Below are 22,685 nucleotides of genomic sequence, written 5' to 3' on the forward strand. Positions count from 1 at the left end.
AGTCGGCCATAGTGATCCGGTGGTCCCGAGTGGAAGGGCCATCGCTCAACGGATAAAAGGTACGCTGGGGATAACAGGCTGATGATGCCCAAGAGTCCATATCGACGGCATCGTTTGGCACCTCGATGTCGGCTCATCTCATCCTGGGGCTGGAGCAGGTCCCAAGGGTACGGCTGTTCGCCGTTTAAAGAGGTACGTGAGCTGGGTTTAGAACGTCGTGAGACAGTTCGGTCCCTATCTGCCGTGGGTGTAGGATACTTGAGAGGAGTTGCCCCTAGTACGAGAGGACCGGGGTGAACGTTCCACTGGTGGACCAGTTGTCGTGCCAACGGCAGTGCTGGGTAGCTATGAACGGACAGGATAAACGCTGAAGGCATCTAAGCGTGAAGCCCCCCTCAAAACAAGGTATCCCTTGAGAGCCGTGGAAGACCACCACGTCGATAGGCCGGAGATGTAAGCGCAGCAATGTGTTCAGTTGACCGGTACTAATGGCTCGATTGGCTTGATTTGATCCGGAAGAAGGCAGATCTTCTTCCAAAAGCATCCTTGGACAACCAATCCTCGCAAGAGGACAACGCTGATCTGTTTCTTTCCCGGTCTGGTGGCTACAGCACGAGCGAAACACCCGATCCCATCCCGAACTCGGCCGTTAAGCGCCGTTGCGCCAATGGTACTGCGTCCTAAGACGTGGGAGAGTAGGTCACCGCCAGACCTGGAAAGAAACAGATCTCTCGAACGATCAAAAACAACGCGCTCATCTCAACCGATCTGCGCAAATGGCGCGGGGTAGAGCAGCCCGGTAGCTCGTCAGGCTCATAACCTGAAGGTCGCAGGTTCAAATCCTGCCCCCGCAACCAAAAATATCAAATAAATCAAAGGCATGCACAGCGCCCCTCAGGGCGCTTTTTGCATTCGCGCGTTTACATCAACGCCACATCAACACCAAACCAGAAAAACCGCAACCACAGGCACCGAAAGGCATTCGCACCGAACGCCACGCATCCTGGTAAGCGTCCGACGCGCCACGCCACCATCTGAACCGCGCCGGGTTTGCCGGAGGCTCCAACTCTTGAGTAGGATGGAGCATCATGAGCAAGACGACGAACAAGTTTTTCCCTGAAGTGCGCGAGCGGGCCGTGCGGCTGGTTCTGGACAACGAGGGCCAGCACGCCTCCCGCTGGCAGGCGGTCATGTCGATCTCAGCAAAGATCGGCTGCACGCCGCAGACGCTGAACGACTGGGTCAAGAAGGCTGAGGTCGACAGCGGCAAACGAGCAGGCGTCCCGGCCGATATGACCGAGAGGATGAAGGCGCTTGAGCGGGAGAACCGCGAACTGCGCCAGGCGAACGAGATCCTTCGCAAGGCGTCAGCGTATTTTGCGATGGCGGAGCTCGACCGCCGGTCGAAGTGATGGTGGGATTCATCGACGCGCATCGGAATGCGCACGGGGTCGAGCCGATCTGCAACGTGCTGCCGATCGCCCCGTCCACCTACTATGATCATCTGGCGAAGCGGGCCGATCCTTCCCGGCTGTCGGATCGGGCACGTCAGGACGAAGCGCTGCGCCCCGAAATCCTTCGCGTGTTCGAGGAGAACTGGCGGGTCTATGGCGTCCGGAAGGTCTGGCGACAGCTTGGTCGGGAAGGCTTCGATGTCGCGCGATGCACGGTGGCACGGCTGATGAAGAGCATGGGTATTCAAGGCATTATCCGCGGCAAACCGCACCGGACGACGATCCCCGACAAGAAGGCGCCATGCCCGCTGGACAAGGTGAACCGCCAGTTCCGCGTGCCCGCACCGAACATGCTCTGGGGTCGTCCAGCGTGGCGCCATCGGTCCGAGCCCGATGGACGACGACTTCACTTACGTCGCTACCTGGAAGGGGTTCATCTATGTCGCCTTCGTCATCGACGCCTATGCCCGTCGCATCGTGGGCTGGCGCGTCAGCACCTCGGCGCACGCGGGATTTGTCCTCGATGCCCTCGAACAGGCAGTCCATGAACGCCGCCCAACCAAAGGCATGGGACTGGTTCACCACAGCGACCGCGGCAGCCAATATCTGTCCATACGCTACACCGAACGCTTGGCCGAAGCGGGCATCGAACCCTCGGTCGGCAGCGTCGGCGACAGCTATGACAATGCGCTGGCCGAGACAATCAACGGCCTCTTCAAGGCTGAGGTCATCCACCGCCGCGGACCGTGGCGCAGCTTCGAAGCGGTCGAATACGCCACGCTGGAATGGGTGGACTGGTTCAACACCCGCCGTCTGCTCGAACCGATCGGGAACATCCCGCCGGCAGAAGCCGAGGCCAACTTCTACGCAGCTCTGGAATCTGAAGCCATGGCCGCGTAACTAACGCAAATCAGCCTCCGGCAAACCCGGAGCGGTTCATTCAGCAAGATTGACGTCCCCGCGTCCAGCCCTTCTCATGTAGCCAAAAATCGGAGGCTCGCATGAAATCTCTTGCCATCGCGTGCATGCTGCTTAGCGCGAGCGCAGCAATCGCACAGGAGACCGTCACCATTCCGAAGGCGGAATATGATGCGCTGCAGGAGAATATGCGGCAGGGATGCATCATCCGGGCAGCCGCGCAGAACATCGCCCGCGCCGCGCTGGCCAAGGGTGTCCTGCCTCAAACGGCGATCGGCTTTGCCTATACGACCTTCAGCGATGAGTTGCGCCATCTCTCCATCGAGCAGGCGGAAGGGCTGCAAGAACTCGCCACCAACGAGATCCCCCTCCAGATCGAAAACCTGATGCAGCCCGTGCCAGAAGGTCAGGACCCCGACATCATGCGCGAGTTGGCGGATTGCCGAAGGATGCTCGCCTTCGCTCGGCAATAGGAGGAAAGCGCAGAAAGGGTGCGAGGCGTGGCGACCGAGCCAAGCAACGCCTCAAGATTAACCCGAGGCTCACCGCTCGCTCACACAAACACCATGTCATCGACCAAGGCCGCGATCGTCGCGTTCCGGATCGTCAGCGTATCGCCGTCACCAAAGTCAAAGCCGATAGCCGTCCCGGGCAAGACCGCCTGCCAGCAGGGGCGCGATCTCATAGGCCTCGGCTTCGTCCAGGCGGTGCGAGGTCACCAGTTCGGCGAGGAAGGCGGAATCGGCGCGGCGGCTGACGTCGTGGCGTGCGGGGATCGAACAGAGCGCGCGGGTGTCGTCATTGAAGCCCACGGTGTTCAGGAAGCCGGCTGTCTCGGTCGTCATTTCGCGGAAGCGGCGGATGCCCTCGAAACTGTCGTGGAACCACCAGGGCGGGCCAAGCCGCAGCGAAGGATAGGCGCCCGCCAGAGGGGCCAGTTCGCGCGCATAGGTCGTCTCATCCAGCGTAAACAGGATCAGCCGCAGGCGTGGATCCATGCCAACGGAATCCAGAAGCGGCTTTAGCGCTTCAGTGAAGCTGACCGACAGCGGAATGTCGAAGCCCCGGTCGCGGCCATATTTCGCTAGCACCTCGGGGCTGTGGTTGCGCGACGATCCGGGGTGCAGCTGCATCACCAGCCCGTCCTGCACCGACATGCGCGCCATTTCGGTCAGCATTTGTGCGCGGAACAGTTCGGCGTCGTCCGCCGATGCCTGGCCTGCTCGGACCCGGTCGAAAAGCGCCTTCGCCTCGGCATCGGGCAGGTTGGCGGTGTGTGGCGAGGGGTGGCCATGGTCGGTCGCGGTGGCACCATTCGCGCGGAAAAAGGCGCGGCGGATGCGATGGGCGTCGAGGTAACCCTGCCAGGTTCCGGTATCGGCTCCGGTCAATTCGCCCAAGCGGTCCAGATTGGCGGCAAAGCCCTCGGCCTCGGGGTCGATCACGGCATCGGGGCGATAGGTCGGGACCACGCGGCCCTGCCATCCGCTGTCGCGGGCCATCTGGTGCCAGCGCAGATCGTCCAGCGCAGAATCGGTCGTCGCGATCACCTCGATCCCGAAGCGTTCGTAAAGCGCGCGGGGGCGGCAGTCGGGGCCCGCAAGTTGCTCGGCGATGGCATCGTAATGCGCATCGGCATTGGCGGGCGAGAGGCGGTCATTCAGCCCGAACACCCCCGACAGCGCGTGATCCAGCCACAGCCGCGAGGGCGTGCCGCGGAACAGATGGTAGTGCGCGGCAAAGCAGCGCCAGATGGCGCGCGGGTCTTTCTCGGCCCCCGCGCCGATCCCAAGCGCCTCATAGGGGACACCCTGGCTGATCAGCATCCGGACGACATAATGGTCGGGGATGACGAACAGCTCGGCAGGGTTGGCGAAGGCGGGGTTTTCGCCCCACCAGCGCGGATCGGTATGCCCGTGGGGTGAGACGATGGGCAGCGTCGCGACCGCCTCGTAAAGCCCGCGCGCCACGGCGCGGGTGCCGGGATCGGCGGGCAGCAGGCGGTCGGGATGCAGCAGCATGTCAGTGCCCCATCATCATGTCGGGCAGGAACATGACGCTTTGCGGGAAGACGATCATCAGCACCACCACCGCAAGCACGGCAATCGCCAGCGGGATCAGCTCGACCGTGTATTCCTTGTAGGAGCAGTTCAGGATGCCGCAGACGGTGAACATCGAGACGCCAACCGGGGGCGTCATGCCGCCGAAGGTCACCAGCGTCATCATGATCAGGCCGAAATGGACCGGGTCGACGCCCGCCGCCGTGATCACCGGCACAAGGATCGGCGTCAGCAGCATCACGATCACCGTCGCCTCGACCAGCATGCCGAAGACCAGCAGGAAGGCCGAGATGGTGAACAGCAGCGCGATCTTGGACGAGAACAGCCCCATGGCCAGCTCGGCCAGCGTCTGCGGCACGCGCTCGAAGGTGATGACATAGCCGAACGCGCCTGACAGGATGATGATGAACATGATCATCCCGATGTCGCGCACCGACATCAGCAGCGCGTCGATGATCGAGGCCCAGCTGAGCTCGCGATAGATCAGGACGCCCACGATCAGCGCATAGGCGACGGCGAAGGCACCGGCCTCGGATGGGGTGAAAATGCCGAAACGGATGCCGACGATCAGCCAGACCGGGAAGAGGATGGCCCAGAAGCTGGTTTTCACGGCGGCCACGACCTCGCGGAAGGTGGGGGCGCGGTCATTGACGGGCAGGTAGTTGCGCTTTTTCGAGATCCAGGCGGTGGTGAACATCAGCGCGATGGTCAGCATCACCCCCGGCACGATCCCGGCAATGAACAGCCGCCCGATCGAGACTTCGCCCAGAAAGCCGTAAAGGATCAGGCCAAGGCTGGGCGGGATGGTGGCGGTGATCAGCCCGCCGACCGACAGGAGTGCGGCCGTGAAACCCTTCGAATAGCCCTCTTTGATCATCGGCCCGCCAAGAATACGCGACTGCATCGCGGCATCGGCCACGGCCGAGCCGGAGATGCCGCCCATCAGCGCCGACAGCAGCAGGCTGACCTGCGCCAGACCGCCTCGCATCCAGCCCGCGCAGGTCGAGGCCAGCACCATCATGCGCGGCGTGATGCCCGAGCCGTTCATCAGATGGCCCACCAGCACGAACAGCGGCACCGCCAGCAGCGGGAAGGACTGGCTGGAGGCGATGATCCGCTGCACCGCCGTGACATCGGGCATCAGCGTGCCCGGCAGAAGGAAATAGACGATGCTGGCCACGCCGATGGCGAAGGAAACCGGCATCCCAATGACCATGAAACCAAGCGCGAGGCAGAGCAGGAAAAGAGAGATCACAGCAGTTGCTCCGTGTCGCGGTTCTCGGATTCGATGACGTAAAGAAGGCCATGGGCGAACAGGCGGCGGATCAGCGACAGCACCATCAGCGCGCAGCCGACCGGGAAGGCCAGCGTCACCCAGCCGTAGGAGAGGCCCGAGGCGCCCATCTCGCGCGCCCAGTTCGACATGGCGAGCTTCCAGCCCAGCCAGCCGCAATAGGTCAGGAAGGCGATGATGCAGATCAGACAGATGAGGTGCAGCAGCTTGCGCCCGGCAGGGGGCAGCGCGTCGGGCAGGGCCGAGATGCGGATATGCTCGCCACGCCGGATCACCAGATCGGCCCCGATCATGCAGGTCCAGATCATCAGCAGCTGGGCGATCTCGGGACCCGAGGGGACGGGATGCCCCATCGAGCGCCCGATGGCGCCGACCAGCACGGCAAGGACGGTGCCGGCAAGAAGCATCACTGCCACCAGTTCCTCGGCCCGATCGAATAGTTTCAGCATATGTTCCTCCCGGCCTGCATCATCGTCGGGGCGCGTGCGCTATGGCCGCGCGCCCCGTCAGGGTGATCAGGGTTTTGCCGCGTCGATGAAGGGTTGCAGCGCGGCCCGCGCCTCGACGAGACCCAGCTCGGTATAGACGCCATCGGTCAGCGCCTTGAATTCCTGCGGGTCGACCTCATTGATGACCATGCCGCCCGCCTTCATCTCGGCCAAAACCTCTTCGCCCTTGGCGACCGTCGCAGCCGACGCGGCATCGCCCGCCTTCTGCAGTTCTTCGGTGATGATGGTCTGCTGTTCCGGCGTCAGCGACTTGAACCACTCTTCCGAAGTGGTCAGGCCGGTCACCAGCTGCACGTGATTGGTGAAGGCAAGGTTGCCCGTCACTTCATGCAGCTTGATGCCGTAAGCGCCGGTCAGCTGGGCCTCGGCCCCGTCGATGGCACCCAGTTGCAGGGCCGAATAGACCTCGGACCAGGGCATCGGCACGGCGGTCGCCCCCATGGCGTTGACGGTGGCGAGCCAGCCGGGCGCGTCGATGGTGCGCACCCGCACGCCCTTCAGATCGGCCGCGCTTTTCACCGGAGCCTTGGTGAACATTTGCCGCGTGCCCTGGAACCAGTTGTAGTTCAGCAGCCGCAGGCCCGAGCTGGCGGCCAGCTGCTCGACCCAGTCCTTATAGGGCTCGGACGAAGTGATCGCGGCATATTGCGACCATTCATCGACCAGATAGGGGGCCGACAGGATCCCGAGTTCCTTCTGGAACGGGGCCAGACGCCCGGCATCGACCAGAACCGCGATGGCCGCGCCGTTGCGGATCTGCTCCAGCACGTCATTGTCCGAACCCAGCTGCGAGGACGGATAGACCGTCACCACGATGTCGCCCTTGCTGCGCTCACCGATGGCCTTGGCGGCATCTTCCATGGCGATGGCCAGCGGATCGGTCGAGTTCTGCGAGGTCGAGAGCGCCAGCTTCACCTCGGCGAATGCCGCGACGGCGGTCGTGGCCAGCAGGGCGGCTGCGAGGCCGAAGTTTTTGAAGATTGACATGTATTCCTCCCGTTTCATGTCGGTTTGTTATTCTTTGTTCCGGTCAAAGCCGGGCCAGAGACCGGCCCGCGCGCCTTCCGTCAGCGCAAGGGCCAGGTGGTAGAAAAGCCGGGTCAGCGCTTCGGGCCAAAGGCAGGCACCATTGGCATCAAGCCGGTTCACATGGGCCGGACGCCCGGCAAACCAGCGCTGGAACATCAGGGACAGAAGGGCCCGTGCGCGGTCGCCTTCGCCGGGCGTGCCCGCCAGATGGGATTGCGCCATGGCCTTGATCGCCTCGGTCTGCGGCCAAAGAAGGAAGCTCTCCTCCAAGACCCGGCCTTCGGGGTCGACCGCATCATAGGCCGCGCCCTGCATGGGGCCCGAGGTGGCAAAGCCGTGGCGGTTGCCAAACTCCAGCAGTCGCGCTGCAACCGGCGTGATGGACGGATCGCCGCCCAGCTCGATCTCGCGCCGCAAAAGCCAGGCCCATTCGAACTGATGCCCCGGTTCGCGCCGCGCGCCCATCGGGCCGGGCAGGGGCGAGAGGTCCGGCGACAGAAACTCGGCGATGCTGCCGGTCCTGGCGTCAAGGAAATGGGTCAGGGCGTGTGCGCGAAGATCAGCGGCGCGGGTCAGCCACAGGGGATCGCCGGTCATCTCGGCCGCCTGAAGACAGGCCTCGTAAAGATGCATATGCGGGTTTTGCGCGGGCTCGGGCGCGGGGGCCGCGCTGTCGTCATTGCGCAGAAGACCCGTCACCGGATCGGTCAGCAGGCCCGTCACGGCGGCCCAGCAGGCCTCCATCTCGGCTTCCTGTCCCGGAGAAAGCCGGTTCCAGGTCGCCAAGGCCAGCAGGACGAAGCTTTGGTCATAGCTGCGTACAACGTCGTGCCCCGGTCCCTCGCCAAGTGCGACGCGGTAAAGCCCCGAGGCTTTGCGATAGCGCGGCAGAACCTTCGCCAGCCGTCCGGCGGCTGCGATCAACGCCGGATCGCCCGAAAGAAGCGCCAGATGCGAAAGAGTGAACAGGCTGCGCGCCAGCGCCAGCAGGCTTTGCGGCGCGGCGGGGTCTGGGCGGCCATCCGCATCCAGCTGGTCAAAGACCCCGCCCGCGGGGTGTTCGACCCGCGCCAGCCATTCCGGCACGAAGTTGTCGCGGAACCACAGCGCCCAGTCATCCGGCGTAAGCCCGGTCGGGGCCAGAGAGGCGGTCGAGTTCATGCGCCCGCCACAGGTTGCTGCGGAGGCGGGGCTTCGACGGCACCTTCGAAGAAATGCGGCAGGCGCGCGACGATGCCCGGCAGATCGGCCACGATTTCGCGCAGGTGCAGGCGCATGGCAGCCTCGGCGCGGTCCGGATCGGAAGCGCGGATCGCCTCGACCACTTCGCTGTGCTGGGTGATCAGCCGCTCGCGCGAGAACTGCCGGGCGCTGATATGGCGCACGCGGTTCATCTGGGTTTTCAGGATCTCCAGATGGTCGGCCACTGCCGCCTGTGCGGCAAGCTCGGCCAGACTGCGGTGGAAGGCCTCATCGGCACGCATGAAATCCTCGGCCGAGGCGTCATCGCCCAAGGCGTGCTGTTCTGCCATGCGCAGGTCCAGAAGCGACATCGCCGTGTCATCCACGCGCTCGGCGATCAGGCGGACGATATCGGCCTCGACCGCCTCGCGGATGAAGCGCGCGGTCATCACGGCGGGCACAGAGATCAGCGTGACGAAGGTGCCGCGTTGGGGGCGCACCTCGACCAGACCTTCCTCGGCCAGCTTGATGAACGCTTCGCGCACCGGCTGACGCGAGACGGACCAGCTGCTGGCGATCTCGGTCTCCGAGATGCGGGCGCCGGGGGGGATCTCACCACGGATGATCTGGTCGCGCAGCAGGCGATGCAGCTGCGGACTGACCGCCGCACCCTGCGCCAACAGCTGAACCTGAATCGGATTCGCGGCCATGATCGTCCTCCCTGTTCACCTCCTACTGCCATACTTCCATACTAGTCAACGGGAATGATCGATGCTACATCCCGAAACGGTAATCTGGAGGAGATGGTCCATGCGGCAAACTTGGCGTTGGTTCGGGCCCAAAGACCTGTGTTCTGTCGATGATATGCGGCAGGCCGGGGTCGAGGGCGTGGTGTCGGCCCTGCATCACGTGTCCACGGGTGCGGTCTGGACGCCCGAGGAAATCGCCCGCCGCCAGCATGAGATCGGCCGGATGAAGGATGGCGCACCCTCGTCTCTGGCGTGGGAGGTGGTCGAAAGCCTGCCGGTGTCCGAGGACATCAAGAAGCAGCAGGGCGACTGGCGCACACATCTGGCGAACTGGAAGACCTCGATGCGGCATTTGCGCGAGGCCGGAATCGAGGTGATCTGCTATAACTTCATGCCGGTGCTCGACTGGACACGCACCGATCTGGCCTGGCGTCTGCCCACCGGCGGAACCTGCATGCGATTCGACCTGATCGATTTCGCCGCCTTCGATATTCACATTCTGGCCCGCCCCGGCGCGGCCGAGGATTTCGCCCCCGAGGTCGTCGATGAGGCCGCCCGGCGTTTTGCCGAGATGACTGAGGATCGCAAGGCGGGGCTTGCGCGCAACGTGGTCTTTGGCCTGCCCGGCGCGGCGGAAAGCTTCAGTCTGGCCGATGTGCGCCAGCATCTGGCGGAATATGATCGCATTTCGGCCGATCAGCTTCGCACGCATCTGATCGATTTTCTGGCCGAGGTGACGCCTCTGGCGCAGGAGCTGGGGATGCGGCTTTGCTGCCACCCCGATGACCCGCCATTCCCGCTGCTGGGCTTGCCGCGCGTGATGTCGGTCGAGGCGGATTACCGCGCCGTGACCGAAGCGGTCGACCTGTCTGCGAACGGGATCACGCTTTGCTCGGGCTCGCTCGGGGCGCGGCCCGACAATGATCTGCCAGGCATGATGGACCGGCTGGGCGACCGGGTGCATTTCCTGCATCTGCGCAACGTCCTGCGCGAAACCGATGGCATCGGTGCCAGCTTCCACGAGGCCGAGCATCTGGGCGGCGGCACCGATATGGTCGCGCTGATCGCCTCGGTCCTGCGTGAGGAGGGGCGTCGCAAGGCGGCGGGTCGCGCGGATGTGTCGATCCCGTTCCGCCCCGATCACGGTCAGGATATTCTGGACGATCTGGGGCGGCAGGCGCAGCCGGGCTATCCCTCGATCGGGCGGCTGAAGGGGCTTGCGGAGCTGCGCGGCATCATGACCGCGCTTGAGCATCCGGTGGAGGGATTGCGGTGAAGCGCCTGACATCCTTGGGTGATCTTCAGGGGCCTGCCCGAAAGCCCGCCTATGATCCGGCGGCGCATGGGCGCGGCATCGTGCATCTGGGGATCGGTGCGTTTCACCGCGCCCATCAGGCGGCGATGACCGATGATGCGCTGGCGGCCTCGGGCGGGGACTGGCGGATCACCGGCGTCAGCCTGCGCTCGACCGGCGCGGCTGAGGCGATGACCCCGCAGAACGGGCTTTACACCCTGATCGAGCGGGGGGCCCGGGGCACCTCGGCACGGGTGATCGCGGCCATTCGCGACGTGATCGCCGCTGATCCGGCGGCGACGCTGGCCGCTCTTTGCGACCCTTTGGTGCGCATCGTCACGCTGACCGTGACCGAAAAGGGCTATGGCTTTGACCGGATCAACGGGGGCTTTGACGCGACCCATCCGGCGGTGCGCGCCGATCTGGCGAACCCCGCAGCCCCGTCTGGTGTCCTCGGCCTGCTGGTCGCGGCGCTGAAGCAGCGCCGTGCGGCGAGGCAGGCGCCTTTCACCGTGCTTTGCTGTGACAACCTGCCCGAAAACGGCCACCTGCTGCGCAATGGCGTGATCAGTTTTGCCGCCGCGCAGGACCGGGAACTGGCCGACTGGATCGCGGCGGAGGTGGCCTTTCCGTCCTCGATGGTGGATCGGATCACCCCGGCTCCCACCGCCGAGACCTTTGCCGAGGCCGCGCGCCAGACGGGCTGCGAGGATCTGGCCGCAATCGAGACCGAGCCCTTCCTGCAATGGGTGATCGAGGATCATTTCCCCCAGGGCCGCCCGAACTGGGAGGCAGGCGGCGCGATTTTCGTCGCGGACGTCGCGCCCTATGAGCGGATGAAGCTGACCATGCTGAATGGCAGCCATTCGATGCTGGCCTATGCGGGCTTCCTGTCGGGCCATCGCTATGTGCGCGATGTGATGGGTGACCCGGAACTGGCCGCGCTGATCGCGCGCCATCTGCAAGCGGCGGCTGCGGAGCTGCCCGCACTGCCCGGGATCGACCTTGCCGATTATGCACAGGCGCTGGAGCAGCGCTTCCGCAATCCCGCCATCGCGCATGAGACCTATCAGATCGCCATGGATGGCACGCAAAAGCTGCCGCAGCGGATTTTCCAGCCCGCGCTTACGGCGCTGCACGCGGGCCGGTCTCTGGCCCCCTTCGCTTTCGCCACCGCCGCTTGGATGCGCTATGCGCTGGGTCAGGACGAGGCGGGCACCGCCTACGCGCTGCGCGACCCGCGCGAGGATGAGATCACCGCCGCTTTGGCGACCACCCCACGCGAGGCGGGCGCGATCTTCGATGCACTCTCTGCCCTGCCGGGGCTGATGCCGGATGAATTGCGTGCCTCGCCTCAGTGGCGGGCGGCGGTTCTCCAGCCGCTGGGCCGCATGCTGACCGATGGCATCCGGTCCGCCATGCAGCATGAGACTGGCGCATGAAGACCTTCCTCTCGATCGGTGAGGTGATGGTCGAGCTGTCTCAGGCGGGCGGGGGCGATCAGTGGCGGCTGGGCTTTGCGGGCGACACGCTCAACACCGCCTGGTACGCGCGCGCCTGCCTGCCGGAGGATTGGCAGGTCGAATATCTGACGCGACTTGGCAATGACCCGTTCTCACCGCGCATTCTGCAATTCCTGCAGGACAGCCGGATCGGCACCCGCCATATCGCGCAGGACGCCTCGCGCGCGGTCGGGCTTTACGCCATCGAGTTGCAGGACGGAGAGCGCAGCTTCGCCTATTGGCGCGGCCAGTCCGCCGCGCGGCTGCTGGCGGATGATCCGGCGCTGCTGGACCGCGCCTTTGAGGGCGCGGACATGGTCTATCTGTCGGGGATCACGCTGGCGATCCTGTCCGATGCCGGGCGCGAGGCGCTGATCTCTCGCCTGATCACGGCAAGGCGGGCAGGGCGGCGCACTGCATTTGACCCCAATCTGCGGCCCCGGCTGTGGGAAAGCGCCGACGCCATGCGCCACTGGCTGACCCGCGCGGCCAAGGGGGCCGAATTCCTGCTGCCCAGCTTTGAGGATGAGGCCGAATGGTTCGACGACGCCTCGCTTTCGGCCTGCGCCGAACGCTGGCGGGCCGCCGGTGCAGCTGAGGTCGTGGTCAAGAATGGCGGCGGTCCCATCGGGCTGCTGGATGCCTCGGGCTATCGCGCCTTTCCGGTCGAACATGTCACGCCTGTCGATACGACAGGGGCGGGGGACAGCTTCAATGGCGGCTATCTGGCCGCCCGACTTGGCGGAGCGACCGCCGAGTCCGCACTGCATCGCGCCCATGAAATTGCCAGCCGTGTCGTTGCGTCGCCCGGGGCATTGGTGGCAGTTTCAAAGGGATAAGGGGTGGCCTGCAGCTTCCCGGCTGGCTACCATCGGGCGATGACCGCCGAATAAGACGGCATCGACCCAATTCTGATACTTGCTGGGAGGCAATATGAAACTGTTTTCGATCAAGGCGCTGGCAGGCGCAGCTCTGGCCGTTGGCATGATGGTGCAAGGCGCTGCTGCGCAAGAGATGCAGTTCTTCCGCATCGGCACCGGCGGCACCGCGGGCACCTATTACCCGATCGGCGGGCTGATCGCCAATGCGATCTCCAGCCCTCCCGGCTCGCGCAGCTGCGAAGACGGCGGCTCCTGCGGCGTGGCAGGTCTGATCGCGACCGCCGTTGCCTCGAACGGCTCGGTCGGTAACGTGAACTCGATCAATGGCGGCACGCTCGAGGCCGGATTCTCGCAATCGGACGTCGCCTATTGGGCGCAGACCGGCACCGGCCTGTGGGAAGGCCAGCCCAAGGTCGAGAAGCTGCGGCTGATCGCCAACCTTTATCCGGAATCGATCCATCTGGTGGCGCGCAAGGATGCGGGCATTGCCTCGGTCGCCGATCTGAAGGGCAAGAAGGTCTCGCTGGATGAGCCGGGCTCGGGCACGCTGGTCGATGCGAAGATCATTCTTGAGGCGTTCGGCCTGTCGGAATCCGACATCAGCGCCGAATATCTGAAACCCGATCAGGCGGCAGACCGCATGCGCGATGGCGCGATGGATGCGTTCTTCTTTGTCGGCGGCTATCCGGCAGGTGCGATTGCCGAACTCGCCAGCCAGCATGATGTCGTGATGGTTCCGATCGCCGGACCCGAGGTGGACAAGCTGCGTCAGGACTATAGCTTCTTCGCGACCGACAGCTTCCCGGCAGGCACCTACAAGGGGCAGGACGCTGATGTCGCCACGATCTCGGTCGGCGCGCAGCTGGTGACCTCGGCCGATCTGTCGGATGATCTGATCTACGGCATCACCAAGTCGCTGTTCAACGAGACCACGCAGAAACTGTTCGCCAATGGCCATGCCAAGGGCAAGTTCATCACGCTGGACAACGCCGTGCAGGGCGCGGGCATCCCGTTCCATGCGGGCGCCGAGAAATTCTACAAAGAGGCCGGCAAGCTGCAGTAATGCGGCGCCGCGGATGAAACAGGGGGACGCGGCCGGCAACGGTTCGCGTCCCTTTGCAACAACAAGTACCTAACAGGGGGATGCTCAATGAGTGCAGAGACCCGCCATTTGTCCGAGGCGGAACTGAAGAAGCTGGAAGAGGATTTCGATCCCGAGGCGCGATTCCGCACCGTCCTGCGACCCGTGGCCATTCTGGCCGGGGTTCTGATGTTCCTGCTGTCTGCCTATCACTTCTATACCGCCGGTTTTGGCATTCCGCGCAAGACGACCCATAACGGGCTGCATTTGGGCGTGACGCTGTTCCTCGTCTATCTCAGCTTCTCGGCCTTCGCTTCGCAGCGCGAAAAGACCTCCGGTTTCGTCATTCTGGGCCTGCCGGTGACGGATTGGCTGCTGGCCTTCGCGGGCGCGATTAGCGCCTTCTATGTCCCCTGGGTCTATGACCAGATCCAGTTCCGCATCGGCAACCCGAACCAGCTGGACATCATCATGGGCACGACCCTGCTTGTCGTGCTGCTGGAGGCGGTGCGCCGCTCGATGGGCTGGCCACTGCCGGTGATCGCGATGTGTTTCATCGCCTATGCCTATTTCGGGCAGTCGATGCCGGGGATCTTTATCCATCCGGGCGCGGATTGGTCGGGGATCATCAACCATCTTTACCTGTCGTCGCAGGGTATCTACGGCACCGCGCTGGGGGTGATCGCGACCTATGTGTTCCACTTCGTCCTGTTCGGAGTGATGGCGCAGAAGATCGGTCTGGGGCAGCTCTTCATCGATCTGGCGACCGCGCTGACCGGGCGCTTTTCGGGCGGGCCTGCAAAGGTGTCGGTGGTGTCTTCGGCGCTTCTGGGCTCGATCTCGGGCTCGTCCATCGCGAATACCGTGACGACCGGGGCGCTGACCATTCCCGCGATGATCAAGATCGGCTTCAAGCGCCATTTCGCCGCGGCGGTCGAGGCGGCCTCATCGACCGGCGGCCAGATCACCCCGCCCGTCATGGGCGCCGTGGCCTTCCTGATGGTCGAATATCTGGGCATCCCGCTGCGCACCATCCTGATCGCGGCCATCGTGCCCGCCTTCATGCATTTCTTCGGCGTTCTGGTGCAGGTGCATCTGGAATCGAAGCGTCTGGGCATCCGTGGCCTGACCAAAGAGGAACTGCCGAAGGCCATGAAAGTGCTGCGCGAGGGCTGGCTTTCGTGCCTGCCGCTGGTGCTTTTGGTCTGGATGCTGATGTCGGGGCGCACGCCGTTCCTGTCGGCCTTCTGGGCGATTGCGGCCTGTATCGCGGTCTATGCGGTCCAGTGCCTGATGGCCTCGGGCGTGGTCGTCGGCGCGAAGGAATGGGCGGCGGGCATCTATGACGGCTTCGTCGCCGGTGCGAAAAGCTCGCTTTCGGTGACGGCGGCGGCGGCGCTTGTCGGCGTGGTCATCGGCGTCGTGACGCTGACCGGCATCGGCTTCAAGATCGCCTTCATGGTGACCAGCGTGGCGCAGGGCTGGGCGGCCTCGACCCATGCCTTCCTGGGCTTCCTGCCGTTCGAGGTCTTCAGCCTGCAGACGCTGGCGCTGCTCTTCACGCTGCTGATGACGGCGGTGGTCTGCATCCTGATGGGCTGCGGCATCCCGACGACGGCCAACTATATCATCATGGTCGCCGTGGCCGCGCCGGTCCTGGGCATGATGGACGTCGAGCCGCTGGTCGCGCATTTCTTCGTCTTCTACTACGGCGTGCTGGCGGATGTGACACCACCCGTGGCGCTGGCGGCCTATGCGGCCTCGGGCATTGCGGGGGCGAATGCGTTCAAAGCGGGCAACACCGCGTTCCGGCTGTCGATGGGCAAGGCGCTGGTGCCCTTCATGTTCGTCTTCTCGCCCTCGCTTCTGCTGGTGACCAGCGGGTTCAACTGGCCTGATTTTATCCTGGCCTTCACCGGCGCCGTTCTGGGCATCGTGGCGCTGTCTGCAGCGATCACCAACTGGCTGATGGGCCCGCTTCTGAGGATCGAGCGCATCCTTCTGCCCATCGCCGCGCTGCTGATGATTGCGCCCGAACTGATCTCGACCGTGATTGGCGCGGCCATCCTTGGGGCGGTGGCACTGCGGCAGTACATGTCCGGCCGTCCGCCCGCAGCCGTCGCGACGGCGGGCTAGACCTCAGCCAGCCCCGCCGAAATGGTGGCGGGGCTGGCTACATTTCTGCCCCGGCGCGAAGGCCGGAGCACCGATCTTTCAGCCCCAGACGCTTTCAAACTCGCGCCATTCGCCCTTGCTCATGCCCGAGTTTTCTTGCGTCACGGCCTCTCCGGCCAGACGGCGCTTCAGCACCTCGACGCCTTTCGCCGACATCTGCACGCCGCCCAGGCGGTAGTCCTCGAACGCAGCATAGGCCAGCGGCACCCAATCCTTAACGATCTGACACATGGTCTCGGCATAGGCGCGGATCTCGTATTGCGCATGGGCATCGGCGCGCAGGCGCAGGAAGTGGAAAAGGTTGTGCAGATCCACCTTCCAGTACCATTGCGTATAGACGTTGGCGGGCAGATTCATGCGCGCCAGTTCGCGCGCCAGACCCTGCTGGCCGTCCTGGCTCAGCATCGCCTCATAATGGTCATAGCTGCGGGTCGCATCCTCGCGCAGCAGGTCCAGCACGCGGGCGGCCTCTTCGCCCTGAAGGACCTGACCCCGGCCCTGATTGTTGACGGTCGATTGAGCCGCCAGCTGTTCAGGCGCGGGAATGTAGAATTCGCGGTCGAGGATCGAATAGCGGGCCGAGTATTCGTTCACATTTGCCGTGCGGTGGCGGATCCACTGGCGCGCGACGAAGACCGGCAGTTTGACGTGGAATTTCACCTCGCACATTTCGAACGGGGTCGAGTGCCAGTGCCTCATCAGATAGCGGATCAGCCCCTCATCATTCGAGACCGATTTCGTGCCGCGCCCATAGCTGACGCGGGCGGCCTGCGTGATGGCGCTGTCATCGCCCATATAGTCGATGACGCGGACAAGACCGTGGTCCAGAACCTCATGCCCGATATAAAGGTGGCTCTCCATCCCCTCGGACACGGCGCGCAGGGTCGGGCGCGGGGTCGAGCGCAGCTCATCGATTTCGGCTTGCTGTTCGGGTGTCAGGGGCATGGGAGAATCCTCAGTTTCGGTTCTTCCCTCTTTTACACACCCGGGCATGCCATTGTAGCCCTTTGCGTGACGTGCCAGAATCAGCGCCACAAAAGGAAGGAAAACCGCCATGAAAATCCGCTATCTGCACACGATGGTCCGCGTCCTTGATCTTGATAAGGCGATGGATTTCTTCCGTCTGCTGGGGCTTGAGGAAACCCGGCGGATCGAGAATGAAAAGGGCCGTTTCACGCTGGTCTTCATGGCACCCCCGGATCAGCCGGACTGCCCGGTCGAGCTGACCTACAACTGGGACGGAGACGCGGGCCTGCCCTCGGACAGTCGGCATTTCGGGCATCTCGCCTACCGCGTCGGCAATATCTATGAGCTGTGCCAGAAGCTGATGGACGCGGGCGTGACGATCAACCGGCCGCCGCGCGACGGGCATATGGCCTTTGTGCGCTCGCCCGACAATATCTCGATCGAGCTTCTGCAAGAGGGCGAGCATCTGCCCCCGCAGGAGCCCTGGGCCAGCATGCCGAACACCGGCCACTGGTAGGGCGGGTCAGTAGATGTAGCGGATCTGTTCGGCCCAATACCGTTCGATGCGGCGCCATTGCAGGTTCACCGCCTCGATCATCGGATCGTCCAGCACCCCCGACATATCAAGCCCCTCGGCGTGGCGCGCGAAAAGCGCGCCCACGCAATCGCGGACCTGCTGGCCTTCCGGGGTCAGCCGGACGCGGACCGCACGGCGATCCACCTCGCATCTTTCATGATGGACATAGCCCAGTTCGACGAGCTTCTTCAGGTTGTAGGACACGTTCGAGCCCTGATACATCCCGCGTGAGCGCAATTCGCCCGCCGTCACCTCGGAGGTGCCGAGGTTATAGATCAGCAGCGCCTGAACCGGGGTCAGCTCCGAACGCCCCAGCCGCTCGAATTCGTCCTTGACCAGATCCAGCATCAGCCGGTGCAGCCGTTCCAGGATCTGCAGGCTTTCAAGATAGACCTCGGTCCTGTTGGGCCGGGTCATGGCGTGCAGTGCGGGCACCGGCTGGGCAGGGCTGTGCTGTGGCATGTGCGGTTCCGTATTGTCGTCAGGTTTCAGCCACCTTGAACGATATTCCGGAATCTTCCGTTAACTGCCCCCGAAAAAACGAGAGTTATCTAAAATTGCTCAGTTTTTCTTTGCCAGGCGGTCGCGCGCGAAATCGGCCACGCGGTCCAGCAGGGCAGAAAACTGCTCAGGACCGGGGTGATTGCCGGAAAAACGCGCCGTGATCCAGGGATAGAGGTCCTGATCGTTTTCGTTCAGCAGCACCTCGTAAAGGTCCAGATCGGCGGGCGACATCGCCTCGATCTCGCTATCCGAAAACGGCCCCAGAATCAGGTCCATCTCCTTGATGCCGCGCCGCCAGCTGCGCATCCGCAGCTTGCGCAGCCTTTCCTCATGCTCTTCCATCTTGCCCCCGGCTTGTCTGTTCCCGGGCAGACGCATATGGTCAAGCGTCATTTCCGCAGGATCTTCATGATGAGCTTTCTGTCCCAGACGCTGGCCCGCGTCAAACCCTCGCCCACCATTGCCATGACCGGACGCGCGCGTGAACTTGCCGCCGAGGGCCGTGACATCATCAGCCTTTCGGCCGGAGAGCCTGATTTCGACACGCCGCTGCATGTGCGCGAGGCCGCGAAGGCCGCTATTGATGCGGGGCACACCCGCTATACCGCCGTGGACGGCATCCCCGAGCTGAAGGCCGCGATCTGCGACAAGTTCCGGCGCGAGAACGGGCTGGATTACGCGCCCTCGCAGGTGACGGTGGGGACGGGCGGCAAGCAGATCCTCTATAATGCGCTGATGGCGACGCTGAACCCGGGCGATGAGGTCATCATTCCCGCGCCCTATTGGGTCAGCTATCCCGACATGGTCCTCCTGGCCGGGGGCACGCCGGTCATCGTCGAGGGTGAGATGCAGAACGGCTATCGCATCACCCCCGAGCAGCTGGAAGGGGCCATCACGCCGCGCACGAAATGGGTGATCATGAACTCGCCCTCGAACCCGACGGGCGCGGGTTACAGCGAAGAGCATTTGCGCGGGTTGACCGATGTGCTGATGCGCCACCCGCAGGTCTGGGTGCTGGCCGACGACATCTATGAGCATCTGGTATTTGACGATTTCCGCTTTGCAACGCCTGCGCAGGTCGAGCCGGGGCTGAAAGACCGGACGCTGACGATGAACGGCGTGTCGAAAGCCTATGCGATGACGGGCTGGCGGATCGGCTATGGCGCAGGTCCCGAGACGTTGATTCGGGCGATGGCCAAGCTGCAGTCGCAATCGACCTCGAACCCCTGTTCGATCAGCCAATATGCGGCGCTCGCTGCACTGACCGGGCCGCAGGATTACATCCGCACCAGCCGCGAGGTGTTCGAGCGGCGGCGCGATCTGGTCGTTGCCGGGCTGAGCGAATGTCCGGGCATCGTCTGCCCGAAACCCGAGGGGGCGTTTTACGTCTATCCCTCGATCCGGGATCTCATTGGGAAGACCTCGGCTGGGGGGACGCGGATCGAGACGGATGAGGATTTCGCCTCGGCGCTTCTGGATGAAACAGGGGTTGCGGTCGTTTTCGGGGCGGCCTTTGGCCTCAGCCCGCATTTCAGGATCTCTTACGCGACCTCGGATGAGATCCTGACGGATGCGGTCGCCCGCATCCGCCGGTTCTGTGAAGGCACCCGTTAAAACAGGTGGCGGCGCAGCGCGTCGCCCACCAGTTTTGTCGGCTCTTGCGGCGCCGAATTCAGGTCGAGCCCCAGGTCGCGGCGCAGATCGTCAGACAGGTTGGCAAGGATGCGGCGGGTCGCCGGATCCTCCAGCGCCTCGGCGCGGGTCATCGCCCGCGTGGGGGCGGGGCTGCGGAAAAGGCGGCCTAACCAGTTCGGCAGAGCAAAGGCAGGGCGGCGGGATTCGGTGCAATGCGCGGTCATTTTCTGTCTCCTTGGCGCAAGCTGGATTGAAGGCTGGACCCAGAATGCTACCGTGGCGGCGAATGCTCCAACAAAGCCTCGGCAACCCACCATAAGGAGCGCTTATGTCTCTGCCCCCGCTTGCCGCCTTGCGTGTCTTCGAAGCCGTCGCGCGCCAGATGAGCTTTACCCATGCCGCCGATGAGCTGGGGATGACGCAGGCAGGCGTCAGCTATCAGATCCGCATTCTGGAAGAGCGTCTGGGCGGCAGTCTTTTCCTGCGCCGCCCGCGCGGGATCGAGCTGACCGAGCTGGGGCGGCGGCTGGCCGGACCCACCACCGACGCCTTCGACCTCTTGCGCGACACCTATGCCGAACCCGAAGGGGCCAGCGCGCTGTTCACCATCACCACCTTCCAGACATTCGCCGCGCTTTGGCTTTCCGAGCGGCTGGGGCGGTTCCAGTCTGCCCATCCTGAACTTGAGGTGCGGCTGGATGTCTCGGACGTGTTGGCGGATTTCGCGCGTGAGGATTTTGATGTCGCGATCCGGCATGGCGCGGGGAAATGGCCGGGCGTCACCGTCATGCATCTGTTCGATGTCGAGTTCACGCCGATGATCTCGGCCCGTCTGGCGGACCGGTACAACTTGCGCGAGCCTGCGGATCTTTTGCAACTGCCGCTGCTGGATAATGAGGACGAGAACTGGATCAACTGGATGCAGGCTGCGGGCCTCAGCTGCCCCAAGATGCCCAACAATCTGCGCCTGCGTCTGGGCGCGCAACTGCATGAGGCGCGCTCGGCCATGGCCGGACATGGGGTCGCCTTGCTGACGCCGCGCTTTTTCAAGGCAGAATTGGCCAGCGGCCTACTGGTCCAGCCCTTTCCCATTCTGGCGCGCAGTGGGCTGGCCTATTGGCTGGCCTATCCGCATGGCAGGCGCAATCGGCCCGCCATCCGGAAGTTCCGGGCCTTCCTGCTGGACGAGCTTTCCGCGGACGCGGGGTGAGGTGATCGGCGCCGCAGTCGGCGCTGCTTAGGCGGACGCCATCCGGGCGCGCACCGCGTCCAGCCAGGCGTTGACCGCGGCCAGCGATTCGGGCTCATCGAGGAAGGGGATATGGGCGCGGTCCGGCACTTCGGCATGGATCATGTCGGGGCGACGCCGCGCCATCTCTGCCGCCGTTTCGGCCGACAGCAGGTCCGAGTTCACGCCACGGATCAGCGCCAGCGGCAGGCCCGCCGCCGCATCGAACAGCGGCCAGGCGTCGACCTGGGGCCCTTCGAATGCTGCAATCGCAGATTCGCGCAGCGCCGGGTCATAGGTGATGCGCAGGCCCGTCTCGGTTTCTACGTAATGCTTGCGCGCTTCCTCAAGCCAGCGCGCGGGCGGGACGTTCGGAAAACCGGGCAGGACCGAGGGCATTTTCTCGGCAATGGCTTCGATGCTGCGGCCCACCGGATTGCGCCCGACGTAATCGAGGATGCGCGACAGCCCCTCACGGTCCAGCACCGGCCCGACGTCATTGAGGCATAGCCCCAGAAGACGGTCATGCACGGTCGCGGCCAGAAACATCCCGATCAGGCCGCCGCGTGAGGTGCCCAGCAGCGCGACCTTCTGGATGCCCAGTTGATCCAGCAGCAACAGCGTATCCCGGGCCTCCTGCAGTACGGTATAGCTTGCAGCCCCCGTCCAAGCCGAGCCGCCGCGTCCGCGATAGTCGGGCCGGATCAGCCGCACACCTTGCAGATGCGGGGCCAGATAGTCGAAATCGGCATTCGTGCGCGTCAGACCCGACAGGGCAAGGACCGGCAGGCCTTCGCCTTCGTCCTTGTAAGCCAGTCTCGCGCCGTCTTCGGCGGTGAAATACTGAAGCGCCATTACAGGTTTTCCGACTGCGGCATGCCCAGAACGTGATAGCCGCCGTCGACCAGCACCGTCTCTCCGGTCGTGCAGGCGCCCCATTCCGAGCAGAGCCAGACCGCCGTGCCGCCGATCGCCTCAAGCGTCGCATTGGCGCGCAAGGGGGCATTCGCCTCGGTATGGCGATAGGTCTTGCGGGCTCCGCCGATGGCCGCCCCGGCAAGGGTTTTCATCGGGCCGGGGCTGATCGCGTTGACCCGGATCGCTTCGGGACCGAGGTCATTGGCCAGATAGCGCACTGATGATTCCAAAGCTGCCTTTGCCACCCCCATGACGTTATAAAACGGCGTCACCCGGTTCGAGCCAGCATAGGTCAGCGTGATGATGGAGCCGCCATCCGTCATCAAATCCTTGGCCCGCCTTGCGACGTCGATCAGGGAGTAGCAGGAAATCGTCAAGGAACTCTTAAAGTTGTCGCGCGACGTGTCGACAAAGCGGCCGGTCAGCTCGGATTTGTCGGAAAACGCGATGGCATGGACCAGAAAATCCAGCTTGCCCCAGCGACTTTGCAGCTTTGCAAAGGCCGCATCCAGCGACACGTCATCCAGCACATCGACGTCCAGCAGGAAGTCCGAGCCGACGGTCTGCGCCAGAGGCTCGACCCGCTTGCCGAAGGCTTCACCCTGATAGGAAAAGGCCAGCTCGGCCCCCTGATCGGCCAGAGCTTTCGCGATCCCCCATGCGATAGACCGGTCATTCGCGACCCCCATGACCAGGCCGCGTTTTCCCTTGAGTAGATCGCCCATCGCT

21 protein-coding genes, 1 tRNA gene, 2 rRNA genes, 1 pseudogene and 1 other annotated feature (1 of these 26 only partly in view) are annotated in these 22,685 nt (G+C 64.0%); of the genes and pseudogenes, 13 read left to right on the forward strand and 12 right to left on the reverse strand.

Annotation, left to right across the window (positions count from 1 at the left end):
* The 5 genes and pseudogenes from IQ24_RS17180 to IQ24_RS17200 all read left to right on the forward strand — a co-directional run.
* Window positions 1–510: ribosomal RNA gene (locus IQ24_RS17180) — 23S ribosomal RNA — on the forward strand (it extends 2,324 nt beyond the left edge of the window).
* 87 nt (window positions 511–597) lie between these two features.
* Window positions 598–712 (forward strand): 5S ribosomal RNA (gene rrf / locus IQ24_RS17185).
* A 68-nt stretch (window positions 713–780) separates the two neighbouring features.
* Window positions 781–857, forward strand: a tRNA-Met gene (locus IQ24_RS17190).
* Between the two features lie 231 nt (window positions 858–1,088).
* Window positions 1,089–2,354, forward strand: a pseudogene (locus tag IQ24_RS17195) (IS3 family transposase).
* Window positions 1,370–1,486: a sequence feature (AL1L pseudoknot), on the forward strand. It overlaps the preceding pseudogene by 117 nt.
* Window positions 2,355–2,455: 101 nt before the next feature.
* Window positions 2,456–2,845 carry a hypothetical protein gene (locus IQ24_RS17200; protein WP_145399521.1) on the forward strand — a complete coding sequence of 130 codons (390 nt, stop codon included), beginning with the start codon at window positions 2,456–2,458 and terminating at the stop codon, window positions 2,843–2,845.
* 156 nt (window positions 2,846–3,001) lie between these two features.
* Here the strand turns inward: IQ24_RS17200 and uxaC are convergent, their stop codons facing one another.
* The 6 genes from uxaC to IQ24_RS17230 all read right to left on the reverse strand — a co-directional run bounded on the left by uxaC (window position 3,002) and on the right by IQ24_RS17230 (window position 9,156).
* Window positions 3,002–4,393 (reverse strand): glucuronate isomerase, encoded by a 1,392-nt coding sequence (gene uxaC / locus IQ24_RS17205; protein WP_145399522.1) that lies wholly within the window; start codon window positions 4,391–4,393, stop codon window positions 3,002–3,004.
* Between the two features lies 1 nt (window position 4,394).
* Window positions 4,395–5,687, reverse strand: a complete 1,293-nt coding sequence (locus IQ24_RS17210; RefSeq protein WP_145399523.1) for a TRAP transporter large permease — start codon at window positions 5,685–5,687, stop codon at window positions 4,395–4,397.
* Window positions 5,684–6,175: a TRAP transporter small permease gene (locus tag IQ24_RS17215; protein ID WP_145399524.1), complete on the reverse strand. Its 492-nt coding sequence runs from the start codon at window positions 6,173–6,175 to the stop codon at window positions 5,684–5,686. Before IQ24_RS17215 ends, IQ24_RS17210 begins: the two co-directional genes overlap by 4 nt.
* Window positions 6,176–6,241: 66 nt before the next feature.
* Window positions 6,242–7,222, reverse strand: coding sequence for a C4-dicarboxylate TRAP transporter substrate-binding protein (locus IQ24_RS17220; RefSeq protein WP_145399525.1), 981 nt, complete (start codon window positions 7,220–7,222; stop codon window positions 6,242–6,244).
* Window positions 7,223–7,249: 27 nt separating this feature from the next.
* The gene (locus IQ24_RS17225; RefSeq protein ID WP_145399526.1) at window positions 7,250–8,425 is read right to left on the reverse strand and encodes an AGE family epimerase/isomerase; all 1,176 of its coding nucleotides are present in this window, start codon (window positions 8,423–8,425) and stop codon (window positions 7,250–7,252) included.
* Entirely contained in the window at window positions 8,422–9,156 is a 735-nt protein-coding gene (locus IQ24_RS17230) for a GntR family transcriptional regulator (protein ID WP_145399527.1), read from the reverse strand. Before IQ24_RS17230 ends, IQ24_RS17225 begins: the two co-directional genes overlap by 4 nt.
* A 100-nt stretch (window positions 9,157–9,256) precedes the next feature.
* Here IQ24_RS17230 and uxuA point away from each other — a divergent pair, with 100 nt between their 5' ends.
* The 5 genes from uxuA to IQ24_RS17255 all read left to right on the forward strand — a co-directional run bounded on the left by uxuA (window position 9,257) and on the right by IQ24_RS17255 (window position 16,089).
* A complete protein-coding gene (gene uxuA / locus IQ24_RS17235) occupies window positions 9,257–10,471 on the forward strand; it encodes a mannonate dehydratase (RefSeq protein ID WP_145399528.1) in 1,215 nt (404 codons plus the stop codon).
* Window positions 10,468–11,931: a mannitol dehydrogenase family protein gene (locus IQ24_RS17240; RefSeq protein WP_145399529.1), complete on the forward strand. Its 1,464-nt coding sequence runs from the start codon at window positions 10,468–10,470 to the stop codon at window positions 11,929–11,931. Before uxuA ends, IQ24_RS17240 begins: the two co-directional genes overlap by 4 nt.
* Window positions 11,928–12,830, forward strand: a complete 903-nt coding sequence (locus IQ24_RS17245) for a sugar kinase (protein WP_145399530.1) — start codon at window positions 11,928–11,930, stop codon at window positions 12,828–12,830. The genes IQ24_RS17240 and IQ24_RS17245 overlap by 4 nt, the downstream gene beginning before the upstream one ends.
* A gap of 94 nt (window positions 12,831–12,924) precedes the next feature.
* On the forward strand, window positions 12,925–13,935 hold the full coding sequence (locus IQ24_RS17250; RefSeq protein WP_145399531.1) for a TAXI family TRAP transporter solute-binding subunit: 1,011 nt from the start codon (window positions 12,925–12,927) through the stop codon (window positions 13,933–13,935).
* 87 nt (window positions 13,936–14,022) lie between these two features.
* On the forward strand, window positions 14,023–16,089 hold the full coding sequence (locus tag IQ24_RS17255; protein WP_145399532.1) for a TRAP transporter permease: 2,067 nt from the start codon (window positions 14,023–14,025) through the stop codon (window positions 16,087–16,089).
* A gap of 78 nt (window positions 16,090–16,167) precedes the next feature.
* Here IQ24_RS17255 and thyX read toward each other — a convergent pair whose 3' ends face one another.
* The gene (thyX, locus tag IQ24_RS17260; protein ID WP_145399533.1) at window positions 16,168–17,073 is read right to left on the reverse strand and encodes an FAD-dependent thymidylate synthase; all 906 of its coding nucleotides are present in this window, start codon (window positions 17,071–17,073) and stop codon (window positions 16,168–16,170) included.
* A 109-nt stretch (window positions 17,074–17,182) separates the two neighbouring features.
* On the opposite strand from thyX, the gene IQ24_RS17265 reads away from it, so the two are divergent.
* Window positions 17,183–17,611 carry a VOC family protein gene (locus tag IQ24_RS17265; RefSeq protein ID WP_145399534.1) on the forward strand — a complete coding sequence of 143 codons (429 nt, stop codon included), beginning with the start codon at window positions 17,183–17,185 and terminating at the stop codon, window positions 17,609–17,611.
* 6 nt (window positions 17,612–17,617) lie between these two features.
* Here IQ24_RS17265 and IQ24_RS17270 read toward each other — a convergent pair whose 3' ends face one another.
* Together IQ24_RS17270 and IQ24_RS17275 are read right to left on the reverse strand one after the other, a co-directional pair.
* Window positions 17,618–18,133, reverse strand: coding sequence for a MarR family winged helix-turn-helix transcriptional regulator (locus tag IQ24_RS17270; RefSeq protein ID WP_145399535.1), 516 nt, complete (start codon window positions 18,131–18,133; stop codon window positions 17,618–17,620).
* A 99-nt stretch (window positions 18,134–18,232) separates the two neighbouring features.
* Window positions 18,233–18,568 carry a succinate dehydrogenase assembly factor 2 gene (locus IQ24_RS17275; protein ID WP_338419481.1) on the reverse strand — a complete coding sequence of 112 codons (336 nt, stop codon included), beginning with the start codon at window positions 18,566–18,568 and terminating at the stop codon, window positions 18,233–18,235.
* A gap of 18 nt (window positions 18,569–18,586) precedes the next feature.
* Here IQ24_RS17275 and IQ24_RS17280 point away from each other — a divergent pair, with 18 nt between their 5' ends.
* Entirely contained in the window at window positions 18,587–19,789 is a 1,203-nt protein-coding gene (locus tag IQ24_RS17280; RefSeq protein WP_145399536.1) for a pyridoxal phosphate-dependent aminotransferase, read from the forward strand.
* Here IQ24_RS17280 and IQ24_RS17285 read toward each other — a convergent pair.
* Window positions 19,786–20,034, reverse strand: a complete 249-nt coding sequence (locus IQ24_RS17285) for a hypothetical protein (RefSeq protein WP_145399537.1) — start codon at window positions 20,032–20,034, stop codon at window positions 19,786–19,788. The genes IQ24_RS17280 and IQ24_RS17285 overlap by 4 nt on opposite strands.
* 104 nt (window positions 20,035–20,138) lie before the next feature.
* Between IQ24_RS17285 and IQ24_RS17290 the strand changes: the two genes are divergently transcribed.
* Complete coding sequence (locus IQ24_RS17290) at window positions 20,139–21,020, forward strand: LysR substrate-binding domain-containing protein (protein WP_145399538.1); 882 nt, start codon at window positions 20,139–20,141, stop codon at window positions 21,018–21,020.
* Window positions 21,021–21,047: 27 nt separating this feature from the next.
* Here the strand turns inward: IQ24_RS17290 and IQ24_RS17295 are convergent, their stop codons facing one another.
* Entirely contained in the window at window positions 21,048–21,893 is an 846-nt protein-coding gene (locus IQ24_RS17295; protein ID WP_145399539.1) for an alpha/beta fold hydrolase, read from the reverse strand.
* Complete coding sequence (locus IQ24_RS17300; RefSeq protein WP_145399540.1) at window positions 21,893–22,681, reverse strand: enoyl-ACP reductase FabI; 789 nt, start codon at window positions 22,679–22,681, stop codon at window positions 21,893–21,895. Before IQ24_RS17300 ends, IQ24_RS17295 begins: the two co-directional genes overlap by 1 nt.
* Window positions 22,682–22,685: the final 4 nt, after the last annotated feature.

It is taken from the genome of Paracoccus sulfuroxidans, from assembly GCF_007830335.1.
GTDB classification, from domain to species: Bacteria; Pseudomonadota; Alphaproteobacteria; order Rhodobacterales; family Rhodobacteraceae; genus Paracoccus; species Paracoccus sulfuroxidans.

Excerpts from the sequence above, each read along its gene's own strand:
- IQ24_RS17225 (WP_145399526.1), bottom strand. The coding sequence starts at position 8,425 with ATGAACTCGACCGCCTCTCTGGCCCCGACCGGGCTTACGCCGGATGAC.
- uxaC (WP_145399522.1), bottom strand. The coding sequence starts at position 4,393 with ATGCTGCTGCATCCCGACCGCCTGCTGCCCGCCGATCCCGGCACCCGC.
- IQ24_RS17220 (WP_145399525.1), bottom strand. The coding sequence starts at position 7,222 with ATGTCAATCTTCAAAAACTTCGGCCTCGCAGCCGCCCTGCTGGCCACG.
- IQ24_RS17300 (WP_145399540.1), bottom strand. The coding sequence starts at position 22,681 with ATGGGCGATCTACTCAAGGGAAAACGCGGCCTGGTCATGGGGGTCGCG.
- IQ24_RS17290 (WP_145399538.1), top strand. The coding sequence starts at position 20,139 with ATGTCTCTGCCCCCGCTTGCCGCCTTGCGTGTCTTCGAAGCCGTCGCG.
- IQ24_RS17270 (WP_145399535.1), bottom strand. The coding sequence starts at position 18,133 with ATGCCACAGCACAGCCCTGCCCAGCCGGTGCCCGCACTGCACGCCATG.
- IQ24_RS17295 (WP_145399539.1), bottom strand. The coding sequence starts at position 21,893 with ATGGCGCTTCAGTATTTCACCGCCGAAGACGGCGCGAGACTGGCTTAC.
- IQ24_RS17265 (WP_145399534.1), top strand. The coding sequence starts at position 17,183 with ATGAAAATCCGCTATCTGCACACGATGGTCCGCGTCCTTGATCTTGAT.
- thyX (WP_145399533.1), bottom strand. The coding sequence starts at position 17,073 with ATGCCCCTGACACCCGAACAGCAAGCCGAAATCGATGAGCTGCGCTCG.
- uxuA (WP_145399528.1), top strand. The coding sequence starts at position 9,257 with ATGCGGCAAACTTGGCGTTGGTTCGGGCCCAAAGACCTGTGTTCTGTC.
- IQ24_RS17275 (WP_338419481.1), bottom strand. The coding sequence starts at position 18,568 with ATGACGCTTGACCATATGCGTCTGCCCGGGAACAGACAAGCCGGGGGC.
- IQ24_RS17255 (WP_145399532.1), top strand. The coding sequence starts at position 14,023 with ATGAGTGCAGAGACCCGCCATTTGTCCGAGGCGGAACTGAAGAAGCTG.
- IQ24_RS17285 (WP_145399537.1), bottom strand. The coding sequence starts at position 20,034 with ATGACCGCGCATTGCACCGAATCCCGCCGCCCTGCCTTTGCTCTGCCG.
- IQ24_RS17230 (WP_145399527.1), bottom strand. The coding sequence starts at position 9,156 with ATGGCCGCGAATCCGATTCAGGTTCAGCTGTTGGCGCAGGGTGCGGCG.
- IQ24_RS17280 (WP_145399536.1), top strand. The coding sequence starts at position 18,587 with ATGAGCTTTCTGTCCCAGACGCTGGCCCGCGTCAAACCCTCGCCCACC.
- IQ24_RS17200 (WP_145399521.1), top strand. The coding sequence starts at position 2,456 with ATGAAATCTCTTGCCATCGCGTGCATGCTGCTTAGCGCGAGCGCAGCA.
- IQ24_RS17250 (WP_145399531.1), top strand. The coding sequence starts at position 12,925 with ATGAAACTGTTTTCGATCAAGGCGCTGGCAGGCGCAGCTCTGGCCGTT.
- IQ24_RS17215 (WP_145399524.1), bottom strand. The coding sequence starts at position 6,175 with ATGCTGAAACTATTCGATCGGGCCGAGGAACTGGTGGCAGTGATGCTT.
- IQ24_RS17245 (WP_145399530.1), top strand. The coding sequence starts at position 11,928 with ATGAAGACCTTCCTCTCGATCGGTGAGGTGATGGTCGAGCTGTCTCAG.